This window comes from Amycolatopsis sp. 3B14, from assembly GCF_050958625.1.
Classification (GTDB): Bacteria; Actinomycetota; Actinomycetes; order Mycobacteriales; family Pseudonocardiaceae; genus Amycolatopsis_E; species Amycolatopsis_E thermoflava.
Genome location: NZ_JBHZEN010000098.1, coordinates 1 through 20,510 on the forward strand (window position 1 = coordinate 1; position 20,510 = coordinate 20,510).

General features: G+C 71.8%; 18 protein-coding genes. 5 read left to right on the plus strand and 13 right to left on the minus strand.

The annotated features are described in order from the left end of the window. Positions 1-63 precede the first annotated feature (63 nt). From ACCP09_RS38120 to ACCP09_RS38160, 9 genes are read right to left on the minus strand one after another with little or no spacing between them, the layout of a single operon-like run. Positions 64-1,530, minus strand: a complete 1,467-nt coding sequence (locus ACCP09_RS38120) for a dihydroorotase (protein WP_027932071.1) — start codon at positions 1,528-1,530, stop codon at positions 64-66. A 25-nt stretch (positions 1,531-1,555) separates the two neighbouring features. Further along, a complete protein-coding gene (locus ACCP09_RS38125; protein ID WP_433753852.1) occupies positions 1,556-2,902 on the minus strand; it encodes an FAD-dependent oxidoreductase in 1,347 nt (448 codons plus the stop codon). Further along, entirely contained in the window at positions 2,902-3,531 is a 630-nt protein-coding gene (locus ACCP09_RS38130) for an aspartate/glutamate racemase family protein (RefSeq protein ID WP_027932073.1), read from the minus strand. Before ACCP09_RS38130 ends, ACCP09_RS38125 begins: the two co-directional genes overlap by 1 nt. After that, a complete protein-coding gene (locus ACCP09_RS38135) occupies positions 3,531-4,853 on the minus strand; it encodes an MmgE/PrpD family protein (protein ID WP_433753854.1) in 1,323 nt (440 codons plus the stop codon). Before ACCP09_RS38135 ends, ACCP09_RS38130 begins: the two co-directional genes overlap by 1 nt. A gap of 5 nt (positions 4,854-4,858) precedes the next feature. After that, positions 4,859-5,560 (minus strand): ABC transporter ATP-binding protein, encoded by a 702-nt coding sequence (locus ACCP09_RS38140; RefSeq protein ID WP_378334357.1) that lies wholly within the window; start codon positions 5,558-5,560, stop codon positions 4,859-4,861. Beyond that, positions 5,547-6,281: an ABC transporter ATP-binding protein gene (locus ACCP09_RS38145; protein ID WP_378334356.1), complete on the minus strand. Its 735-nt coding sequence runs from the start codon at positions 6,279-6,281 to the stop codon at positions 5,547-5,549. The genes ACCP09_RS38140 and ACCP09_RS38145 overlap by 14 nt, the downstream gene beginning before the upstream one ends. Further along, a complete protein-coding gene (locus ACCP09_RS38150) occupies positions 6,278-7,324 on the minus strand; it encodes a branched-chain amino acid ABC transporter permease (RefSeq protein ID WP_378334355.1) in 1,047 nt (348 codons plus the stop codon). Before ACCP09_RS38150 ends, ACCP09_RS38145 begins: the two co-directional genes overlap by 4 nt. Then, positions 7,321-8,328 carry a branched-chain amino acid ABC transporter permease gene (locus tag ACCP09_RS38155; protein WP_228684902.1) on the minus strand — a complete coding sequence of 336 codons (1,008 nt, stop codon included), beginning with the start codon at positions 8,326-8,328 and terminating at the stop codon, positions 7,321-7,323. The genes ACCP09_RS38150 and ACCP09_RS38155 overlap by 4 nt, the downstream gene beginning before the upstream one ends. Further along, positions 8,325-9,569 (minus strand): ABC transporter substrate-binding protein, encoded by a 1,245-nt coding sequence (locus ACCP09_RS38160; RefSeq protein ID WP_123683663.1) that lies wholly within the window; start codon positions 9,567-9,569, stop codon positions 8,325-8,327. Before ACCP09_RS38160 ends, ACCP09_RS38155 begins: the two co-directional genes overlap by 4 nt. 216 nt (positions 9,570-9,785) lie before the next feature. Here ACCP09_RS38160 and ACCP09_RS38165 point away from each other — a divergent pair, with 216 nt between their 5' ends. The 4 genes from ACCP09_RS38165 (at position 9,786) to ACCP09_RS38180 (ending at position 14,065) form a co-directional block, all read left to right on the plus strand. Beyond that, entirely contained in the window at positions 9,786-10,964 is a 1,179-nt protein-coding gene (locus ACCP09_RS38165) for a CaiB/BaiF CoA transferase family protein (protein ID WP_027932080.1), read from the plus strand. After that, entirely contained in the window at positions 10,961-11,770 is an 810-nt protein-coding gene (locus ACCP09_RS38170) for an HpcH/HpaI aldolase/citrate lyase family protein (protein WP_027932081.1), read from the plus strand. Before ACCP09_RS38165 ends, ACCP09_RS38170 begins: the two co-directional genes overlap by 4 nt. Next, a complete protein-coding gene (locus tag ACCP09_RS38175) occupies positions 11,767-12,582 on the plus strand; it encodes a cyclase family protein (protein ID WP_027932082.1) in 816 nt (271 codons plus the stop codon). The genes ACCP09_RS38170 and ACCP09_RS38175 overlap by 4 nt, the downstream gene beginning before the upstream one ends. A gap of 79 nt (positions 12,583-12,661) precedes the next feature. Next, positions 12,662-14,065 carry an MmgE/PrpD family protein gene (locus tag ACCP09_RS38180; RefSeq protein ID WP_433753858.1) on the plus strand — a complete coding sequence of 468 codons (1,404 nt, stop codon included), beginning with the start codon at positions 12,662-12,664 and terminating at the stop codon, positions 14,063-14,065. Positions 14,066-14,125: 60 nt separating this feature from the next. On the opposite strand, the gene ACCP09_RS38185 is transcribed toward ACCP09_RS38180, so the two are convergent. Continuing rightward, positions 14,126-15,175, minus strand: a complete 1,050-nt coding sequence (locus tag ACCP09_RS38185) for a zinc-binding dehydrogenase (RefSeq protein ID WP_123683667.1) — start codon at positions 15,173-15,175, stop codon at positions 14,126-14,128. A 131-nt stretch (positions 15,176-15,306) separates the two neighbouring features. On the opposite strand from ACCP09_RS38185, the gene ACCP09_RS38190 reads away from it, so the two are divergent. After that, a complete protein-coding gene (locus tag ACCP09_RS38190) occupies positions 15,307-15,519 on the plus strand; it encodes a hypothetical protein (RefSeq protein ID WP_433753861.1) in 213 nt (70 codons plus the stop codon). A gap of 560 nt (positions 15,520-16,079) precedes the next feature. Here the strand turns inward: ACCP09_RS38190 and ACCP09_RS38195 are convergent. From ACCP09_RS38195 to ACCP09_RS38205, 3 genes are all read right to left on the minus strand, one after another. Beyond that, the gene (locus ACCP09_RS38195) at positions 16,080-16,577 is read right to left on the minus strand and encodes a DUF4262 domain-containing protein (protein ID WP_433753863.1); all 498 of its coding nucleotides are present in this window, start codon (positions 16,575-16,577) and stop codon (positions 16,080-16,082) included. 98 nt (positions 16,578-16,675) lie between these two features. After that, complete coding sequence (locus ACCP09_RS38200) at positions 16,676-18,421, minus strand: FAD-dependent oxidoreductase (protein ID WP_433753865.1); 1,746 nt, start codon at positions 18,419-18,421, stop codon at positions 16,676-16,678. Positions 18,422-18,429: 8 nt separating this feature from the next. Further along, positions 18,430-20,361: a maleylacetate reductase and hydroxyquinol 1,2-dioxygenase domain-containing protein gene (locus ACCP09_RS38205; protein ID WP_433753867.1), complete on the minus strand. Its 1,932-nt coding sequence runs from the start codon at positions 20,359-20,361 to the stop codon at positions 18,430-18,432. Positions 20,362-20,510: the final 149 nt, after the last annotated feature.

Genomic DNA, 20,510 nt, shown 5'->3' on the forward strand with positions numbered 1-20,510 from the left:
GGCGGGGGAGGTCTGGTGCGTTGGTCGCTTGCTTTTCGTTGCCGGGTGGCGGTTAAGGGGTGGTTAGCGGCCGCGCTTGAGGAATTTGCCGGTGGGCTCGCCTTGGATCTTGCCGTCCGCGTAGACGTGGTTGCCGCGCACGAAGGTGTCCGTGACCCTTGCCGTCATCTCGAAGCCCTCGAACGGGGTGTATTCCTGGGTGCTTTCCGAGTCGGCCGCCCGCACGGTCCACTGGACGTTCGGATCCACCAGGGCGAAGTCCGCGTCGAAGCCTTCCGCGATCTTTCCCTTGCGCAGCAGGCCGTACCGCTGGGCGGGGTTCCACGACAGCAGCGCGGCGATCTTCTGCAGCGACAGGCCCCGCTTGGTGCCCTCGCCCACCAGGCCGGGCAACAGGTACTCCGCCCCGCCGAAACCGGACTTCGCCAAGAACACGTCCTCCCGGTCCGAGCCGAACTTCAGCTCGTCCCGGCAGCAGGCGTGGTCGCTCACCACCCAGTCCACCTCGCCCGCCAGCACGTGCCGCCACAGGGCTTCCACGTCCTCGCGCTCCCGCAGCGGCGGGTTGACCTTGCCACCGATGCCCGACGCGGTGTCGACGTCCGCCAGCAGGTGGCCGATCGTCACCTCGCGGCGGAAGTCGATGTGCGGGAACGCCGACGCCATGGTCAGCGCCGCCGACAGGGCCTTCTCCGAAGACAGGTGCAGCAGGTTGATGTTCGGCAGCCCGGTCTCGTGCGCCAGGTACGACGCGATCGTAACCGCCAGGCCCTCCGAGTGCGGCGGCCGCGACGCCGAGTACGCCCGCAGCCCGGTCAACGAGCCGTCCTGCTCGACCATCTTCGTGTACGCCGTCATGATCTCCGCCGTCTCGCAGTGCAGCGACAACGACAGGTGCGGTGCGTACTCGGTCAGGATTTCCCGCGCCTTCTGCACGCCGCGCATCACGAACTCGAAGTGCGCGATGTCGTAACGCTCGTCCGGCGGGATCATCAGGAAATCGCTCTGGCTCGTCGACCGGCCGTGCAGCCCGTGCGAACCGTAGAACATGAAGATCTTGAACGACGTGACGCCGTGCTCCTCGACGAGGAACGGGATCTCCTCGATGTGCTGCGCCGACATCGGCGCCAGGTGAAAGGCGTAATCGACGTACGCGTTCCCGGCGGACTTGCTCAGCACCTCCGGGAAGAAGTCCCGGTAGCTGCCGCCCTTGTTCAAGTAGTACTGCCCGGTCCGCATGTAGGTCAGCGACGTCGTCACACCGCCCTGCGCGCTCGCCCGGCTTTCCGTCCGGGTGTCGGTGGACAGCTCGTTGTAGATGCCCCAGTGCTGGTGGGCGTCGACCACGCCGGGGAAGGCCAGCAGGCCCCGGCCGTCGATCACCCGGGCAGCGTCGTCGGCGGGCAGGTCCGGCGCCACCCGCGTGATCGTGCCGTCGTTGACGGCGATGTCCAGCAGTTCCGGCTCACCGTCGGGGCCGTCGGGCCGGACCACCCGGACGTTGCGGACCAGCAGTTCCGTCGTTGCCATCTCTCGTTTTCCTCCGCGTGATCGATCAGGCCGGGCGACGTGCGACGTCGTTCGCGGCCAGGTACGCCAGCCCGAAGGCCGGCAGGAGCCCGTTGCCGGGCAGGTATCCGGCGGCGCCGTGACCGGAGATGCCCGCCGCCGCGCCGCCCGCGGCGTACAGGCCGGGGATCGGCCGGTCCTGGGCGTCGACGACGGCGGCGTTCTCGTTCACCAGCAAACCGCCCTGGGTGTGGAAGAGCGCGGGCACCACCCGCACCGCGGCGAGTCGGCCGGACAGCGGGCGCTCCCAGTTGGTGCGTCCGAACGAATCCGTGCGCTCACCGTGGGCGATCGCGCCGGCGACGGCGAGTTCGTCGGCCAGCTCCGGCAAACCGGTCGCCGCGGCCAGCTCCTCAGCCGAATCGGCCCACACCAGCGCGCCGGAGGCGACGGTGTCCCGGAAGTCCTGGAACGGCTGGCACTGCTCGAAGATCGTCTCGTCCAGCACGATCCAGCCGGTCGCCCCGGGCCGGGCGGCCAGTTCGGCGGCGTACTCGGAGTAGCCGCGGGTCTCGTCGCCGAAGCGGCGACCCGTCGTGTCCACCAGGATCGCGCCGTGGATGATCGTCGCCCAGCCGACGAGGGTGCCCGCGTTCGCCGCGACCGCACCGTGGCCCTGGTAGGCGTCCAGGTAACCGACCGCGGCGCCGAGCTTCTCGCCGATCCGCAACGCGTCGCCGAGCGACTGGTCACTGCCCTGGTACAACGCGTCCGCGATCTCCGGCAAGTGCCGGGCGACCAGCTCGCGATCGGCCCCGAACCCGTTGGTGGCCAACAGGACCGCGCCGGTCGGGATCTCCTCCTCCGTGCCGTCCGGGTACCGCACCACCGCGGCGCGGACACCGCCGTCACCGGTGAGCACGTCGACCAGCTTCGCCGGCGCGAGCAGCTCGATGTTCTCGTGCTCGGCGACCCGCCGGGCCAGGTGGTCGATGACCCCGGAGCCGTGCCGCCCCGGGATCGAGTGGCAGCGCGGCACCGCGTGTCCGGGGTAGTTGAAGTCGGTGACCAGCGACAACGGCAGTCCCGCCGAATCCGCCAGCCACTCCACCAGCGGCGCGCTCACCTCCGCCAGCGTACGGGCCAGCCGCGGATCGGCCTGGCCCTTCGTCTTGGCCATGATGTCGGCGACGAACCGCTCGGGCGAGTCGTCGACGCCCGCCTCGGCCTGCCAGCGCGAACCGGCGCCGGGGAACATCGCGGTCGACATCGACGTGTTGTTGCCGCGCCGGAAGTGCTCGCTGGCCTCGACGACGACCACGCTCAGCCCGAGCTCGGCGGCACGCAGCGCACCGGCCAGGCCGCCACCGGCACCCGCGACGACGAGATCCATCACGCCTCCACCGCCAGCAGCCGCAGCGCAAGCGCCGTCGGGTCGACGATCCGGGCAGGCAGGTCGGCGGGTTCGACGTCCACCGCCGAACAGCCGTTGATGACCGCGGTCGCGCCCAGCGACGCCAGTTCGCGCACCGCGGCGCCCACTGCCCGGTTCCACGTGCCGGTGTCGGCGATCGCCTCGAACGGCAGGTCCAGCACGCGGGTGCCGGCGAAGTAGGCACTCAGCCCGTAGGCGGCGATGCGCTTGCCGAACTCGGCGGCGATGGCCTCGTTGCGCACCACCGCGCCGAACCGCACGCCCTTGCCCGCGAGGTAGGTCGCGGACAGCTTGAGCAGCCCGTGCACCGGCCGCGGATCCGCCGCGACGGTGTCCGGCACCGCGGGATCGAGCACGCAGTCCGGGAAGGCCAGGTCGTAGCCATCCCCCGCCCGCGCGAGGGCGGCGGCCACCTGGCGTTCGGAAGCACGCACGGACTCGTCGGTGTCCAGCGAAGCCGGCGCGGCGGCGCCGACGTCGACGAGCTCGACCTCCAGGCCGGGCGGGGCGAGCCGGTCGTAGCGGGCCTGCCGCCGCCGGATCTCCTCCGCGGGCAGGTGGATGGGCGTCACCGCGAGGGCACGCATCAGTTCAGCTCCTTCTCGTCCGGCCCGGCCAGCCCGCGCAGGGCGTCCCCGACGCGGGCCAGGCCGGGCAGCTCGTGGCTGACCGCGACGGCGCGGTCCACGAGCCCGGGCTGCCGGGGCAGCCACGTCTTCAGCAGGGCGACCAGGTCGTCCTCGGCCAGCGGGTGGTGGTCGGCGTCGCCGACCGGGTTGGGCACCTCGCGGGTGAGCGTGGTGCCGTCGTCGAAGGCGACCGTGACCCGCGCGGCGCGTTCGGCGGGCAGGCGGGCGGTCAGGTCGTCGGCCGCGACCAGCCGCACCCGCTGCGCAAGCGTTCGCACCGCCGGGTCGTCGAGGGCGCTGTCCGGGCCGACCCGCCCGGTCAGTGCCGCGGTGGCGACCACGAACGGGGTGGAGAACATCGCCGACAACCGGTTCGTCCAGTCCGTGCCGGTGAGGCCGGCGCCGAGCGCGTGGGACTCGACGAGGATCGACGTGATGCCGGCCGCCGGGAACTCGCCGCGCAGCGCGAGGACCGCGTCAGCCGCCGGGTGGGTGAACGAGCAGGACGCGTGCCGCTTGAAGTAGCCGTGCTGGATGTCCCACCGCGTCCCCAGGTCGGCGGTCAGCTCACCCGGGTCGAACGAACCGAGCAGCGTGCCGAGGGACAGCGCCGCGGTGCCGGTGTTGCGGGCCATCCCGGCCGCCGCCATCCGCGCGGCCGCCAACCCGGAGGTCGCGGAAGCGCCCATCCAGGCGTTGCGCACCGGGTTGCCGGTGGTCGCCGAGTCGAAGTGCCCGGCGATCGCCATGCCCGCCGCGGTGTCGATGGCCGCGGCGGTCTGCTCCGCGTCGAGCCCCAGCAACCGCGCGCAGCCCGCCGCCGCGCCGGGGACACCCCAGCTGCCGTGCGGGTGCGCGCCGGGCTTCAAGGACGTCGCGCGACCGAACCGGGACGCGACTTCGTACGCCGCCAGCAGCGCCGCCGCGGTGTCGGCGCCGGTGCTGTCCAGGTCCGCGGCCAGCGCCAGCACCGCGGGGAAACCGTGCGCGGCGGGATGTCCCTTGGCGTACTTGTTGCCCTCGTCGAGCTCCAGCGACACCAGGGCCATCCCGTTCAGGAACGCCGCCGCGTCCACGGTCACGGATCGCTCGGCACCGAGCAACGGCGCCGGTCCGTCCGGGGCTCGCCACGCCGCGCGCAGCGCCCGCTGCTCCGGCTGCGCCGCGCCGACCGCGGTCACCCCGAGGACGTCCAGCAGGACCAGCGCGAGCCGGTCCCGAACCGCGTCCGGGGTGTCCAGTTCGGACACCCACGCGCCGAGCCGCCGAGTCGATTCCACCGCTGTCACAGTCCCAGGTACGCCTTTCGCACCCGGCTGTCGCCGGCGAGCTCCGCGCCGCTGCCGGACAGCACGGTCGACCCGCTCTCCAGCACGTACGCGCGGTCCGCGATCGCCAGCGCCTGCTTGGCGTTCTGCTCGACCAGCAGCACCGACACCCCGTTGTCCCGGATCCGCCGCACCGCTTCGAGCATCGTCCAGGTCAGCTTGGGCGACAGGCCGGTCGACGGCTCGTCCAGCATCAGCAGCTTCGGCGCCGCCATCAGCGCGCGGGCGATCGCCAGCATCTGCTGCTGACCGCCGCTGAACGTCTGCGCGATCTGCGTGCGCCGCTCGGCGAGGACCGGGAACAGCTCGTAGACCTCGGCCAGCGACTTCGCCGCCTGCGCCGGGGTGCGCGTCCACGCCCCCATCCGCAGGTTCTCCTCGACGGTCAGCGTGCCGAACAGCGCCCGGTCCTCCGGCACATGCACCAGACCGTCGCGCACGAGCTGGTCCGGGCGGCGGCCCGCGGTCGGCGCGCCGTTGAACGTGATGCTGCCGGACAACGCCTTCAGCTGCCCGCAGATGCTCCGCAGCGTCGTGGTCTTGCCCGCGCCGTTCGCGCCGACCAGCGCGACGATCTCGCCCTCGCCCAGGTGCAGGTCGACGTCGTGCAGGATCCGCATCCGCCCGTACCCGGCGCACACCTTCTCAAGCGTCAGCATGGGTCGGCTCCTCACCGAGGTAGGCGTCGATGACACGCGCGTCGCTGGTGACCTCCTGCGGCGACCCGACGGCGATGACCTGGCCCTGGTCCAGCACGAGCACGCGGTCGGCCAGCCGCATCACCGCGGCCATGATGTGCTCGATGAACAGCAGGGTCACGCCCTCCTCCTCGCGCAGCCGCGCCAGCAGGTCCAGCACCGGTTCGCGTTCCGCGGGCACCAGACCGGCGAGGACCTCGTCGAGCAGCAGGACCTTCGGCCGCATCGCGAGCGCGCGGGCCAGTTCGAGCCGCTTGAGACCGGCCGTCGGCAGCTCCGGTGCGGCCCGGTGGGCCCACGGCCCGAGCCCGACCCGCTCGACCACCTCCAGCGCGTGCTCGCGCAGCTTGCGCCGCCCGAACCGGTGGTGCTGCGCGGCCAGGCACACGTTCTCCAGCACGGTCATGCTGGAGAACGGCCGCATCAGCTGGAACGTGCGCACCATCCCGGCGCGGGCGATGCGGTCCGGCGCCCGTCCGGTGACGTCCTGCCCGGCGAACGCGACCCGCCCGGTGTCCGGGGCCAGCGCGCCGGAGACGACGTTGAACAGGGTGGTCTTGCCCGCGCCGTTCGGCCCGATGATGCCGAGGATCTCCCCCTCGGCCACCTCGAAGTCCACCTCGGACAGCGCCCGCAGCCCGCGGAAGGACTTGCCGACCCCGTCGACCCTGACGATGCTCATCGACGCCACCTCGCCGCGATCGTTCCGACGATGCCCTTCGGCAGCAGGCGCACGATCAGGATCAGCAGCACCGCGTACAGCACCACGTCCAGACCGCTGCGCCCCTGCAGGAAGCCCAGGAACTCGGGCGGCGTGCGCAGCAGCGTCGCGGTCACGTCGGTGAGCGAACCGACGATGATCGCGCCGACCACCGGGCCCCAGATGGTGCCGATGCCGCCGATCACCACCGGCACGATCGCCTGGATCGACACCGCCGAGCCGAAGCCCAGTTCCGGGTTCACGAACAGGTAGTACTGGGTGTAGAAGGCGCCGGCGACCGCGGTGATCGCGGCGGACAACGCCACCGTCATCAGCTTGTGCCGCATCACGGGCGTGCCGAGCGAGGCCGCGGCCAGCTCGTCGTCCCGGATCGCGGTCACGTACTTCCCGGCGCGGGAGTGCAGGAACACGATGCTGATCGCGACCGCCGCACCGGCCAGCACCAGCGCGACCCAGAAGTACGCCGGCGAGTCGGCCTCGAACTGCAGCATCCACAGCGACGAGTCCGGGATCAGCGGAACGGTGAACCCGACCGCCTTGTTGGCGAACGCGCTGCTGGTCACGACCAGCCGCAGCATCTCGGCGAAGGCGAACGTGGCGAGCGCGAAGTACGCGCCCTGCAGCTTGTAGCGGAAGGAGAAGTAGCCGATCAGCACGGCGGCCGCGGCGGCCACCGCCATCCCGGCGACCATCCCGATCCACGGCGACACGTTGTGCTTCACCAGCAGGTAGGCGCTGGTGTACGCGCCGAGCCCGAAGTAGGCCGCGTGCCCGAAGCTGAACATGCCGCCGAACCCGCTCATGATGTTCCAGCCGACGGCCATCAGCAGGAAGATCAGGATCCGCACGGCGACCGCGCCCTGCGCCGGCGGCAGGATGAGCGGCAGCGGGATCGCGACCAGCACCAGCACGGCGAGGATCGCGAGCTGCCGGTTCTGCGGGCGCAGCGGCGGGGCCTTGACCTTCTCCGCGCCGGCGGGACCGGCGATGGTGATGGTGCTCATGCCGCCTTCCTTCCGAACAGGCCCTGCGGGCGCAGGAAGAGCACGAGGATGAACACCACGAACACACCCAGCAGCGAGGACTGCCCGCCGAGGTAGATCGTGGTGAGCTGCTCGACCAGCCCGATCAGCAGGCCGCCGACGAGCGCGCCCACGACGTTGCCCATCCCGCCGAGCACCACCACGACGAACGCGGTGATGTTGAACTGCTCGCCGAGCGTCGGCGTCACGGTGACCAGCGGTCCCGCCAGCGCGGCGGCCGCACCGGCGCATGCCGTGCCGATCGCGAAGGTGAGCGTGTGGATCCGGCGGACGTTGATGCCGACCAGTTCCGCGCCCGGCCCGTGCGCGGCGACCGCGCGGATCGCGGTGCCCAGCCGGGTCCGGCGCAGCAGCCAGTACAGCAGCGCGCCGAGCAGGATCGCGCCGAGGAACGCGTAGAGCCGCGACCCCGCGACGACCGCACCCAGCAGCGGGAACTGGAAGTCGCCGGGCAGCGCGATGGTCTTGGGCTCGGCGCCGAAGAACATCAGCAGCCCGTTCTCCAGCAGCAGCGACAGGCCCAGCGTGATGAGCAGCTGGTTCTCCAGCGAGCTGCCGCCGGTGCCGGACAGCAGTCCACGGTGGACGGCCGCGCCGATCAGGAACAACGCCGGGATGGCGATGACCAGCGTGAGGTAGGGGTGCATGCCGGTGGCCTGCACCATGCCGAAGGAGATGAACATCGCGACCGCGAGCAACGCGCCGTGCGCGAAGTTGACGATGTCCAGCACGCCGAAGATCAGCGTCAGGCCCATCGCGATCAGGCCGTACAGACCGCCGGTCAGCAGGCCGGTGACGACCGACTGCCAGACCACCAGCCCGCTGCCCGACTGCAGCAGCGCGACGACGATCGCGACGACGAGGACACCGCCGACGACACCGGCGCGGCCGAGGAAACCGCGGTCCTTCTTCTGGGGTGGGGAGACTTCGGGGGCGAGCGCCGCCCGCTGTGCTGTTTCGCTCATGGCCGCCACGTCACCTGGTACTCGGGCCGGGATTCGGCTTTCTCCGGGGGATAGACCTGCTTGACCTGGCCGTCCTGGATCTGCATCAGGACCGCCATGGCGTTGCGGTTGTCGCCGTTGGGGGCGAACTGGATCGGGCCCGCGCCCACGGTCAGGGGTGCGACCTGGGCGGCGGCGATGGCATCGCGGACCAGTTTCGGATCGGTGCTGGCGGCCTTCTCGACCGCCTGCGCGATCACCTGGACCGCGTCGTAGGACAGCACCGCGCCGGTCCGCATCGGATCGCCGTACGTGCGCTGGTACTGCTCGCGCAGCGCGGCGGTCTGCGGGTTGGTCGCGTCGTAGTGGTAGTTGGTGCTGAAGTACAGCGCGCCGAGATCACCGGCGTCGGTGACGAACTTCGGCTGGTCGAAGGCGCCGTTGGACACGCCCCAGACCGCGTTGAGATCCGGTTTGACCGAGGCGATCGCCTTGGCCGCCAGGAGGCTGTCGCGGTAGTAGCCCGCCACCGCCAGCACGTCCGCGCCGGACGCCTTGACCTGCGTGACCTGCGCGGTCAGGTCGCTGACGCTCGCCGCGTCGTAGCTGATGTTCGGGCCGACCTCGATGCCCAGCTGCCGGGCGGCTTGCGTGAAGGCCTCCGCCGCGCCGCTGCCGAAATCGCTCTGCTCGTGCAGGAACGCGACCTTCTTGACGGGCTTGCCCGCCTGCTGCGACACCTGCTGGAGGTACTGCGCGGCGGCCGTCGCGATGACCTTGCTGCCCGGCTGCACGCGGAACACGTACTTGTAGCCGTGGGCGTAGATCGCGTCGGACGCGGTCACGTCCGCGACGAACGGGACGCGGTTGCGTTCCGCCACCACGGCGACGTTCGTGCTGACCGCGCTCTGGTAGGTGCCGACCAGGCCGACCGCACCGGCCGAGATCAGCCGCTGCGCCTCGCTCTGGCCGATGTCGGCCTTGCCCTGGGTGTCCCCCGTGACCAGCTCGACCTTGCGGCCGCCGAGGGACTTGATGCCGCCTGCCGCGTTGATGGCGTCCACCGCCATCTGGGCGCCGCGGCGCATCTGCTGCCCGTCCACCGCATTGGACCCGCTGACCGGGTGCAGCGCGCCGATCTTCACCGGGCCCTCGTCGCGTCCGGCGGCCGCGCCGGCGGCCCCCATCGGAGCCGAGCCCCCGCAACCGGTCGCGAGCAGGGCGCACGCACCGAGCGCGGCGATGAGCTTTCGCGCGGACATGTCACCTCGTTCCGCTTAGAGAAACATTGGGAGTGATGCGGGCTATCGTGACACCCGCCTCCACGTCAGGTCAATATCCAGTCATAACTTGACGGAGCGCCGTTATCAGTGCGAACTTGGTGACCAGCGCGATGCGTCGGCGACGAAACAGGATGTTTACCGATGTTCCTCCTGGCGAAACGACGCTCGCCGGGACGAGAAAGGCAGGTACGCCCCATGACGGGCGCATTGTCCGGGATCCGGGTACTCGACACGGCCACCCTCTTCGCCGGCCCGCTGGCGGCGACGCTGCTCGGCGACTTCGGCGCCGAGGTGATCAAGATCGAGCACCCGAAGGGCGATCCGGTCCGCAGCCACGGCGCCCAGCGCGACGGTGTCGGCCTGTGGTGGAAGATGCTCGGCCGCGGCAAGAAGGCCATCACCCTGTACCTCGGCGCGCCCGAGGGGCAGGAGGTGTTCCGGAAGATGGTCGCCGACGCCGACGTGGTGATCGAGAACTTCCGGCCGGGCACGCTGGAACGCTGGGGCCTGGGATACGACGAACTGCGCGAGATCAACCCCCGCCTGGTGCTCGCGCGCGTCACCGGGTTCGGCCAGATCGGGCCGTACGCCAAGCGGCCCGGGTTCGGCACGCTGGCCGAGGCGATGAGCGGGTTCGCGGCCATCACCGGCGAGCCGGACGGGCCGCCGACACTGCCGCCGTTCGGGCTAGCGGACGGGATCGCGGCCCTGACCACCGCGTACGCGATCATGACCGCGCTGCGGGCGCGGGAGCAGACCGGGCGCGGGCAGGTCGTCGACCTGGCGATCATCGAGCCGATCCTGACGCTGCTCGGGCCGCAGATCATCGCCTACGACCAGCTCGGGCAGCTGCAGGAGCGCACCGGGAACCGGTCGGTGAACAACGCGCCGCGCAACACCTACCGCACGCGCGACGGCAGCTGGGTGGCGATCTCCACCAGCGCGCAGACGATCGCGGAACGGGTCATGCGGCTGGTCGGGCGTCCCGAGCTGATCGACGAGCCGTGGTTCGCCTCGGGCGCGGAACGGGCGCGGCACGCCGATCTGCTCGACGAGGCGGTCGGTTCGTGGATCGCGCAGCGGGACCGCGACGAGGTGGTCAAGGCGTTCGAGGAGGCCGAGGCGGCGGTCGCGCCGATCTACACGGCGGCGGACGTGATGAGCGACCCGCAGTTCGCGGCGCTCGGCACCATCGCGACGGTCGACGACGACGAGCTCGGGCCGGTGAAGATGCAGAACGTGTTGTTCCGGCTGTCCGAGACGCCGGGGCGGATCACCTCGGCAGGCGCCCCGCTCGGCGCGCACACCGAGGAGGTCCTGGGCCGGTACGGGGTGGATGTGGCCGCGCTGCGGGAAAAGGGCGTCGTGAAGTGATCCCCCGCAGCTGGCTGTACGTGCCGGGCGACCGGCCGGACCGCATCGGCAAGGCACTGGCCGGGCCCGCGGACGCGGTGATCCTCGACCTGGAGGACGCGGTTTCCGCCGCCGCCAAGGACTTCGCGCGGCGGACCGTGCTGGAGACGCTCGCGTCCGCGCCGGCTTTCGTGCGGATCAACGCGCCCGGGACCTCCGCCGGTGAGGCGGACATCCGCGCGCTGGCTTCCGTCGACGGTGTGGCCGGTGTGCGCGTGCCGAAGGCGGAGGATCCGGGCGAGCTGCGCCGGGTCGCCGACGCGCTCGGAGTGCCGGTGTACCCCGTGCTGGAGTCGGCGCTGGGGGTGGAGAACGCATTAGGGCTGGCGACCGCGCACCCGCTGGTGGCGGGGATTTCCCTCGGGGAGGCCGATTTGATGGCGGACCTGCGGGTGCGGGATTCCGGCGCGCTGGCGTGGCCCCGTTCGCGGGTCGTGGTGGCGGCGCGGGCGGCCGGGTTGCCGAGCCCCGTGCAGAGCGTGTGGACGGCGGTGCGTGACCTGGACGGTCTGCGTGCCTCGACGGCCGCGGGGCGGGACGCCGGGTTCTTCGGCCGGTCGGTGATCCACCCCGCGCAGATCCCGGTGGTGCACGAGGTGTGCGCCCCCGACCCGGCCGAAACGGCGTGGGCCCGCGAGGTGCTCGCCGCGGAGGAGTCGGCCTGGATCGACCACAACGGACAGTTCGTGGACGCCGCGATCGTGGCGCGCGCCCGGTGGGTGCTCGAGATCGCGGACCAGTACGTGAAGGAAGGCAAGGGTTCATGACACAGGATGCGTTGCTGGCGGCGGTGTCCGGCGGGGTGCGGTTGATCGAGCTGGGTCAGCCGTTCTTCACCGGCATGCCGACCTCGCCGAACCATCCCGGGTTCCGGATGACGTTGATCCGCAGGCACGGGGACATGCAGCGGGCGGACGGCGGTTCGGCGGCGAACGAGATCATCGTGACCGGCGGGCACGTCGGCACGCACATCGACGCGTTGTCGCACGTGAGTCATTGCGGCAAGCTGCACGGGGACGTGGACGCGGCGGAGGCCCAGCAGGGTGGCGTGTTCAAGACCCACGGCGCGGAAAACCTGCCCGGCCTGCTGCGGCGCGCGGTGCTGCTGGACGTGGCGGCGGTGCACGGGGTGCCGGTGCTGGAGCCGGGCTACGGCGTGACGGCGGAGGACCTGGAGGCGGCGGCGAAGCTGGCCGGCGCCGAGCCGGGCCCCGGTGACGTGGCGTTGATCCGGACGGGCTGGGCGCGGAACTTCTCGGACCCGGTGGCGTACATGGGCAAGGAGTCGGGCGTGCCGGGCGCGGACGTGTCGGCCGCTTCGTGGCTGACCGCGCGGGGGATCGTCGCGACCGGCGCGGACACGACGGCGTACGAGCAGATCCCAGCCGGCGCGGGGCACGCGGTGCTGCCGGTGCACCGGGTGCTGCTGGTCGAGTCGGGGATCTTCATCATGGAGCACCTGAACCTGGAGGCGATCGCCGAGTCGGGCGTGCGGGAGTTCGTCTTCATGCTCGCGCCGTTGCGCATCGTCGGCGGGACGGGCTCGCCGATCCGCCCCCTCGCGGCGGTGGCGGCATGAGGCGCTCGTTCCTGCCCACCCCACGACCCACCCTCGGCACCACCGGCACGCCGGTACAACCCCCCACGGCGGTGACGGCATGACACAAACAATCGTGCAGCGGTTGGCGGAGTTCGCCGCCTCGGTGCGGGCGAAGGGCTTGCCCGCCGAGCTGCGGGAGGACGCGGCGCGGCGGGTGCTCGACGTGCTGGGCAACAGCCTCGCCGCCACTTCCGAGCGTCCGGCCGCCGCGGTCGGCGCCCTCGTTCGCGAGTGGGGCGGGTCCGGCCGGGCGACGGCCATCGGGTCGGGTGACCGGCTGCCGGAGCCCAGCGCGGCCCTGGTCAACGGGACACTGGCCCACTCGCTGGACTTCGACGACACGCACCTGCCGTCCGTCCTGCACCCGTCCGCGTCGGTGGTGCCCGCGGCGCTCGCAGTGGCGGAGGCCCGCGGCTGCTCGGGCGCGCAGCTGCTGGACGCGATCGGCGTCGGCGTCGAGATCACCGTGCGGCTCGGCATGGCCGGGTACGACTCGGAGCTGGGCAACTCGGTGTTCTTCGAGCGCGGCCTGCACGCCACGGCGATCTGCGGCGCGCTGGGCGCGGCGGTGGCGTGCGCCATGCTGTCCGAAGTGGATGAAGACGGCATCGCGGACGCACTGGGGATCGCGTCGAGCATGGGGTCCGGCCTGCTGGAGGCCAACCGCACCGGCGGCACCGTGAAGCGCGTGCACTGCGGGTGGGCCGCGCACGCGGCGGTGACGGCGGCAGGCATGGCGCGGCACGGCATCACCGGTCCGCCGACCGTGCTGGAGGGCCGGTTCGGTCTGCTGCAGGCGTTCTGCGGTGACCAGACCGACGTGGACGCGATCAGCCGCGGGCTCGGCGACGAGTGGGAGCTGCCCGGCATCTTCTTCAAGCCTTACCCGTGCAACCACTTCACGCACGCCGGGATCGACGCCGCGCGGCGGTTGCGTGAGCGGGGCGTGGCGGTCGAGGAGATCGAGTCGCTGGAACTCGGCGCGCCGACCGCGGTGCTGCGCACGATCGGTGAGCCGCGGGAGGACAAGATCCGCCCGCGGTCCGGCTACCACGCCGCGTTCTCGGGCCCGTACACGGTGGCCGCGGGCTTCCTCGGCGGCGGCGGGCTGGGCGTCTTCCACGACGACTTCACCGACACGGCAGCGGCTTCCCCGGAGCGGCTGGCGTTGGCGGCGAAGGTGACCTGCGTGCCGGACGCCCGGTGCGACGAGATCTTCCCGCACCAGTTCCCGGCGGTGCTGCGCGCGCACCTGCGGGACGGGCGCACGCTGGAGGAGCGGGTGGACGCCAACCGCGGCGGGGCGGCGAACCCGCTGTCCGCCGAGGAGCTGGCGCTGAAGTTCCGCCTGAACGCGACGCGCGTGGTGTCCGCGGACGCGGCGGACCGGATCACCGAGCTGACGTACGGCCTCGCCGGGCTCACTGACCTCGGTGAGCTGACGCGCCTCCTGCGGGCGTGACGTGCTGGCGGTGACCGCGCCGGCCCTGTGGCGAGCTCGCCGCAGGGCCGGTGCGGGCGGTCAGGGGACCAAGACGAGGCGAATCGGATTGCCCTCCTTGCGTTCCAGGTGCTCGACGGCCGTCGCGGCGTCGGCGAGCGGGTAGGTGCCGCTGATACTGCGGCTCCACTCCAGGCGGTGGTAGCGCGCCAGCTCGATGAGCTGCTCGACCGCGCCCGGCTGGGAGCCGTAGTGGCCGAGCAGGCGCTGGCCGCGGTAGCTGAATCCGATGCCGTCGGTGACCGTGAGCGGTTTCGGGGTCAGGCCGACGAGCACGAGACGCCCGCCGAGGCCGAGGCAGCTCACCGCCTGCTCCCGCACCGGGGGCACGCCGGCCATGTCGAACGCCACGTCCAGCCCGGAACCGCCGGTGAGGGCGAGGATCTGCTCGCGCAGGGTGGGGTCACCCGGGTCCAGCGCGAGGTCGGCGCCGAATTCGAGGGCCCGTTCCCGCGCCGCTTCGAGCGGATCCACCGCGACGATCGGGGCGGCACCGATCAGCCGGAGCAGCTGCACGGCGTGCGCGCCGAGCCCGCCCGCACCCCACACGCCCGCCGGCCGGGCAGGCTGGGCCTGGCCGGTGCCGGTGACCGCGCCCCACGGGGTGGACACGGCGTCCGGCACGATCGCGGCCTGCACGAACGGCAGGTCGTCGGGGATCGGGATGAGGGTGTGCTGGGTGGCGAGGGCGTACTCGGCCCAGCCACCGTCGTAGTCGACGCCGCGGGTGCGGACCTGCAGGCACGGGTCGCGGAAGCGGACGCAGTTCGGGCACTGGCCGCACCGCTCCCCCGCCTCCAGGGCGACGCGCTGGCCCTCCCGCCACCGGTCCGGCACGTCGGGGCCGATCGCGTCGATCTCGCCCGCCACCTCGTGGCCGAGGGTGACCTCGGGGGTTTCGAGGAAGAGCGGCGTGAGGGTGCCGTCGATCAAATGGACGTCGGACAGGCACACCCCGGCCGCGCGCACCTTGATCCGGACCTGGCCCGGCCCGGGTTCGGGGACCGGCACCTCGCGGACGTCGAACTTGCGCGAGCTGATCTCCAGCCTGCCGGCCAGCATGGTGGCCATGCGGGTCCTCCCGTCGTCGCGGCGGCGTTACCCCACATGGTGTCCCCGGTGCGTGATTCTCACACGTGACTTCCTCCTTCTTGGCACGATCGGTGGCAGAATCGGAGCTGACTGGACTGGGGAGGTCGTTCATGGTGCTCCTGGTGGTTTTCGTCGGCATCATCGGTTTGCTGCTGGTCGCCGCGGGCGTGCACGACCTGCGCACCCGGCGGAAGCGCCCGGTGAAGCCCTGGGCGACGGACGAGCTCGTCGAGCACCGCCGCGACCTGCATGCGGCGCAGGGTGTGAATTTCCGCGTGCGCGACCTCAACTGGATGGCAGTGCACCGCCGCAAGCCGCGGTGATTGTTTCGTGGCCGGCGCCGGATGCGTGCTGGGGCGGGTTCCAGCGTTTGCGAAACGGGCGGCGATGGGTCGGGGGTTGCGGCCTGGGCGAGTGCGCTGAGCGGCCGCTGAAGGCAGGTGGCTGCCCACGGGCGGCCGCCGCGGCCCGAGGGCCTGCCTGCCACTACGTGCAGGGCGAGTCGGCTGAGCGCACCGCTGCTGGCGAGGCGAGTGGCGGTTACAGCCACGGGAGACTGGTCGCCGCGGGCCCACCGCCCGCCCTGCGGGGCGGGGCCCGTGGGCAGCGCGCACCTTGCGTGCGAGGCGAGTCGGCTGAGTGCGCCATTGCGGGCGGGGCGAGTCGGCTGAGCACACCCCTGCCGGGCGGGGCGAGTCGGCTAGGCGCGCCATTGCGGGCGGGGTAAGTCGGCTGAGCACACCCCTGCCGGGCGGGGCGAGTCGGCTAGGCGCGCCGTTGCGGGCGGGGTAAGTCGGCTGAGCACACCCCTGCCGGGCGGGGCGAGTCGGCTAGGCGCGCGCCCCTGCGGCTACCGCAAAGGGTGAGTGGGCTGTCCGCGCCATCAAGGCCACGGTGGGGTGGCCGCCTCCATGAGGAGGGCTCCGGCGCGGGGGCCTAGTACTGGTTGGCGTCCGCCGGGGCCTTGCCAGCCTGCTCGCCATGGCCAGCGGCCTTGCGCGTCGGCGTGGACGAGTTGTGTTGCGCGCACCTCGGGGCCGTACAGGTCGACCGCGGTGCGCAGGTGCACCGATGGCACCTCGACCGTCACGGCTTCCAGCAGCAGGTTGCCCGGGGCCGGTAGGCGCTCCCCCGGCGCCAGGTCCGGCTCGCCCGTTCGGAGCAGGTGCGCGGCGACCTCGTTGAGCACGTCGCGCGCCCGGTGGGGCTCCATGGCTGTCACCACCAGCTCCGGTCTGCCGCGCCCCGTCAGACCCGTCGTGTAGGCCCACGGCGGGCGATATCCGTTGCCCTCGAAGGAGATCACCGCCCAGCCGTGCTCGGCGATGATCTCGCACAGGTGTCGCAGGTGCCCGCCCGGCCGGTCGCACTTTCCGCACATCTTCTCCCCCTCGGAGTTCGGGTCGCTGTGCGATCGACTATGCAGGGCGGCACCGACAAAAAGACAGTCCCGCCCCCGGCGCATTCACCCGATCGTGGCTAATTGGGGGAAAATTGACGGTGCAGCACCCGGTTCAGCACGTCTCGGAGAACCCCGACATGCCCGGACGGCACATCGGACACGGATCGCCAGGCCACGTGACCATCCGGACGAACCAGGAGGCAACCGGCCTCGTCGAGGTCCGACACCCGGCGCCAGTCACCGTAGGCATCACGAGCACCGGCGTCACCGATCCGCACCGCGCGCAACGACAACTCCTCGGCAGCGGAAACCCAGGCACCACCGGCAAGACCGGTCACCACGGTGAACTCGCCCCCGCCAACCAGATCCAAAGTAGACAGACGCTCGCCGTGCTCGTCCACCAGCCACGCGTGCGGCAGCTTCGCCCCGGGCCTGGTCGAGGGCTGGTGGAACAGCTCCGGATCCCGCTCCCACACCTCCGGCGGAGCGTCGTCCGGGATCACCGCTCCCGACGAGTACCGCTGGTTCAGCTCGACGCCGTGCGCGTTGAACTCGTAGTTCTTCAGCTCGATCGCCTCGTGCAGCGCCTGTCGCCGCTTGACGCCCTCCGCATCGTCCGCCCGGCACGCCGCCAGCCCGGCCACGATGCCCTCGTCGTCGCCACCACCGGCGATGCCCAGCGCGGCGAAGATCGGCCCGAACTGGTCGCGGCTCAGGTTCGCACGGTCCACGATCTGCCTGCCCACCGGTGCCCGCTCCGCCGTGTACGTGTCGAGCAGGCCCGGCCCCGCCTCGCCGCGCAGCACCATTGCCAGCTTCCACGCCAGGTTGTAGGAGTCCTGGATGGACGTGTTCGACCCGAGCCCGTTCGACGGCGGGTGCCGGTGCACCGCGTCGCCCGCGCAGAACACCCGGCCGCGCGAATACTCGGTGGCGTAGGAGTGGTTGACCGTCCACAGTGAAGTCGAGGTGATCTCGACGTCGACCGAGGGGTCGCCGACCAGGTCGTGCACGATGTCCCGCGCGGTCGCCTCGTCGACCTCCGGCGGCGGCTGGTCGATGTCGTAACCCCAGGTCAGCAGCCATTCGTCCCACGGCCGCACCATCCGCACCAGCCCCATCCCGATGCCGCCGAGGTGCGCGCCGGGCCGCATCACCCAGTACAGCACGCTCGGCCGGTGCGCGACGTGCCGCGACAGGTCGGCCCGGAACACGATGTTCATGCTCCCGGCCTTGCCGCTCTGCCCGGCGATCGGCAGCCCGATCTGCTCGGCCACCAGGCTGCGCCCGCCGTCCGCGCCGATCAGGTATCGCGCGCGCACGGTGAACTCGTCGCCCCGCACCCGGTCGAGCAGCCGCGCGGTCACGCCGTCCGCGTCCTGTTCCAGGGACAGGAATTCGGTGTCGAACCGCACCTTCGCGCCGCGGGCCGCGGCGTTGCCGATCAGGATGGGTTCCAGGTAGGTCTGCGGCAGGTCGATCATGCCGCACGGGCTGGCCGCCGCGTATTCGCTGAGCGACCGCGGCCCGGTGCCCCACGTGCGGATGCGGCCGATCTCGTCACCGGCCAGCGACGTGCACAACACGGTGTCGCCCATCAGCTCCTGCGGGGTGCCCGCGGCGAGCGCCTCCTTCTCGACTCCGGCGTCCCGCAGCACCTCCAGCGTGCGCTGGTTGGTGATGTGGGCGCGCGGGGTGTTCGCGACCCAGCCGTACTTGCTGACGAGCAGCGTGTCCACGCCGTAACCGGCCAGCAGCAGTGCCGCCGATCCGCCCGCGGGACCGCTGCCCACGACCAGGACGTCGGTGTCGTAGGTCTGCATGGGAACTCCTAGCGCGCGATGCGGAAGGTGAATTCGAGCAACCGCCACTCGCCGTCGACGACCCGTCCGTCCGGGGTGGGGCCGTGCCGCGGGACGAAGTCCACGACGAGGGAGTCCTTGACACCGAAGACGGTGTCGCCGCGCCCGGACGAGGCGTCCAGGTACGGCCCGCCCCGCACGAACAGCTGCGTGATGAGCTGCTGGTGGCCCGGCGCGTTGATCATGAAGTGCACGTGCGGCGCCCGCCACGGGTGCCGTCCGGTGGCCGCGAGCATCTGCCCGACCGGACCGTCCTCCGGGATCGGGTACTCCTTGGGCAGGATCGACCAGAACCGCACGCGGCCGTCGGCGTCGCTGCGGAAGCGGGCCCGCAGGACCGGCCCGTCGAGGTCGGGCAGCTGGACGTCGTAGTAGCCGTCCTCGTTGGACTGCCAGACGTCGACGACGGCGTCCGGGACGGGCTCGCCGTCCGGGCCGGTGACGCGGATGTCGGCCCACATCGGCGTTCCCGGCAGGCCACCGGAGATGTCGCTGCCGTGCTCGGCGGCGGGCGGACCCTCGACGTAGAACGGGCCGAGCACCGCCGAGGGTGTGGTGTCCGGGGTACGCGAGTTGGTCAGGACGTCGACCGCGCTGGACACCCCGAGCACGTCGGAGAGCAGCACGAACTCCTGCCGCGTGTCGGTGGTGATGTGGCCGGCGCGGGTCAGGAAGTCGATGGCGTACTGCCATTCGTCCTGGGTGACGTCGTTCGCGGTGACGTAGTGATGCAGGTGCCGGACGAGGTCCGTGACCAGCTGTTTCGCACGCGGGTCCGGCGTCTGGTCGAAGCTGGCGACGACCTGCCGGGTGAGCCAGCCCAGGTCGGGCACGGCGCGTCCGCCGCCGGGGCGGGTGCCGTGCCACGCCTGCCGCAGGAGGTCCTCGATGCCCTCTCGGGTCAGCTCGCGCGGGTTCGGGTACGGCTTGGCGGTGGCGAGTTCGGCCGCGTGCGGGACGTCGTCGAGGCTCATGCCCAGCTCCCGCAGCGACGTCGGCCCGCCGCAGCGGACGACGAGGTCGTGCACGCCGCTGGGCGCGTCGGTGGTGCCGAGAGCCGCCGCGATGCGGGTCATGACCTCGGTCGCGGCCGGGGCGTTGTAAGCCATGGCGTGCGGGAGGATCACCGTGTGTGTCTCGGCGTGCGGCAGGTCGAAGGAGCCGCCGAGGGTGTGGCAGAGTTTGTGGTGCAGGCCCATCCCGACGGTGGCCAGGCAGGTGCCGGCGAGCCACGCGGCCTGCAGGAGGTCGGCCCGAGCGTCCAGATCGGACGGATCGTCGACGAGGACGGGCAGCGACCGGGCGATGCGGGTGATCGCGTCCAGGGCCATCCCGTCGACGATCGGGTTCGCCTGCGGTGCGTACAGGGCCTCGACCGCGTGGGCCATCGCGTTGACACCGCTGGTGACCGAGACGGCGACGGGCAGCCCGAGGGTCAGGTCGACGTCGTAGATGACCGTTTCGGGCAGGATCGCGGGTGAGGACCGGGTGGTCTTGCGGCCGTTCTCGGTCTCGCCAAGGACCGGCGTGACCTCGGAGCCCGCGTAGGTGGTCGGCAGGATGACCTGCGGCAGGTCGGTGCGCACGGCGAGCGCCTTGGCCAGCCCGGTGGTGGAGCCGCCGCCGATCGCGACCAGGCAGTCCGCCTCGTGTTCGGCCAGCAGTTCGAGAGCCTGCCCGGTGACCTCGACGGGCGTGTGCATGGCGGCGCCGTCGAACTCCGCGGCGAGCAGCGACCCGAGCGCGTCCCGCACCGGCTGGGCAGCATCGCGCACGGACGGCCCGGACAGCAACAACACCCGCTTGCCACCCAGCCGCGCCACCTCCTCGCGCACCTGAGCCACCGTCCCCGAGCCGAACACGACCCGAACCGGATGAGCCGAGTAGACGAAGCCCCGCATCGCGCTCCACTCCTTTGACACCGACGTGTTGACCAGTATCGGCGGTGCTGGGGGCGGTCGCCTGCACGGAATGCGCGTTCTTCGGCACAAAAGAGGCGCGAAGCGGCTCTTTGATCTTTGAACCCAACCCGAGCTGGGTGGTCATCCCG

Excerpts from the sequence above, each read along its gene's own strand:
- ACCP09_RS38120 (WP_027932071.1), bottom strand. The coding sequence starts at position 1,530 with ATGGCAACGACGGAACTGCTGGTCCGCAACGTCCGGGTGGTCCGGCCC.
- ACCP09_RS38155 (WP_228684902.1), bottom strand. The coding sequence starts at position 8,328 with ATGAGCGAAACAGCACAGCGGGCGGCGCTCGCCCCCGAAGTCTCCCCA.
- ACCP09_RS38205 (WP_433753867.1), bottom strand. The coding sequence starts at position 20,361 with ATGCGGGGCTTCGTCTACTCGGCTCATCCGGTTCGGGTCGTGTTCGGC.
- ACCP09_RS38125 (WP_433753852.1), bottom strand. The coding sequence starts at position 2,902 with ATGGATCTCGTCGTCGCGGGTGCCGGTGGCGGCCTGGCCGGTGCGCTG.
- ACCP09_RS38140 (WP_378334357.1), bottom strand. The coding sequence starts at position 5,560 with ATGCTGACGCTTGAGAAGGTGTGCGCCGGGTACGGGCGGATGCGGATC.
- ACCP09_RS38180 (WP_433753858.1), top strand. The coding sequence starts at position 12,662 with ATGACACAAACAATCGTGCAGCGGTTGGCGGAGTTCGCCGCCTCGGTG.
- ACCP09_RS38195 (WP_433753863.1), bottom strand. The coding sequence starts at position 16,577 with ATGTGCGGAAAGTGCGACCGGCCGGGCGGGCACCTGCGACACCTGTGC.
- ACCP09_RS38175 (WP_027932082.1), top strand. The coding sequence starts at position 11,767 with ATGACACAGGATGCGTTGCTGGCGGCGGTGTCCGGCGGGGTGCGGTTG.
- ACCP09_RS38145 (WP_378334356.1), bottom strand. The coding sequence starts at position 6,281 with ATGAGCATCGTCAGGGTCGACGGGGTCGGCAAGTCCTTCCGCGGGCTG.
- ACCP09_RS38160 (WP_123683663.1), bottom strand. The coding sequence starts at position 9,569 with ATGTCCGCGCGAAAGCTCATCGCCGCGCTCGGTGCGTGCGCCCTGCTC.
- ACCP09_RS38165 (WP_027932080.1), top strand. The coding sequence starts at position 9,786 with ATGACGGGCGCATTGTCCGGGATCCGGGTACTCGACACGGCCACCCTC.
- ACCP09_RS38150 (WP_378334355.1), bottom strand. The coding sequence starts at position 7,324 with ATGAGCACCATCACCATCGCCGGTCCCGCCGGCGCGGAGAAGGTCAAG.
- ACCP09_RS38130 (WP_027932073.1), bottom strand. The coding sequence starts at position 3,531 with ATGCGTGCCCTCGCGGTGACGCCCATCCACCTGCCCGCGGAGGAGATC.
- ACCP09_RS38190 (WP_433753861.1), top strand. The coding sequence starts at position 15,307 with ATGGTGCTCCTGGTGGTTTTCGTCGGCATCATCGGTTTGCTGCTGGTC.
- ACCP09_RS38185 (WP_123683667.1), bottom strand. The coding sequence starts at position 15,175 with ATGGCCACCATGCTGGCCGGCAGGCTGGAGATCAGCTCGCGCAAGTTC.
- ACCP09_RS38200 (WP_433753865.1), bottom strand. The coding sequence starts at position 18,421 with ATGCAGACCTACGACACCGACGTCCTGGTCGTGGGCAGCGGTCCCGCG.